Raw genomic sequence first — 348 nt, 5'->3', positions numbered from 1 at the left:
CACGACGCCGCCGGACTTGTAGCTGTCGCCGGCCGTGATCGCGCCCGCCGCCGTGACGCGCACGTCGCCCGCGTCGCCGCCGGCCTCGCCCTTTCCGCCGACGCCCACCGAGAAGCTGCCGGACGGATAGGGATAATAGACGATGGCGTTCGCCGAGATCGCGTCGGCGTCGCCGCCCGCGCCGCCGCCGCCGCCCACCGACTGGGCGAGGATGCCCCGGGCCCCCACGCCACGGACGTCGATGTCGCCGGAATGGTCGACGGTGACCGAGGAGCCGTTGCCGCCGCCGCCGCCCGAGCCGCCGATCGCCACGTTGCCGCCGAGCACGGTGGCCGCGAGCGAGCCGGC

Annotated in this window: 1 pseudogene; it reads right to left on the bottom strand. The window is 76.4% G+C overall.

Annotation, left to right across the window (positions count from 1 at the left end):
• Positions 1-348, bottom strand: a pseudogene (locus ACFQ4O_RS17180) (hypothetical protein); the annotation flags it as partial.

Origin of the sequence: Methylopila musalis (assembly GCF_042679725.1) — a bacterium.
GTDB lineage: Bacteria > Pseudomonadota > Alphaproteobacteria > Rhizobiales > Methylopilaceae > Methylopila > Methylopila musalis.
The sequence above is the reverse complement of the archived record's forward strand: the minus strand, read 5'-3'. Positions and strand labels throughout refer to the sequence as shown.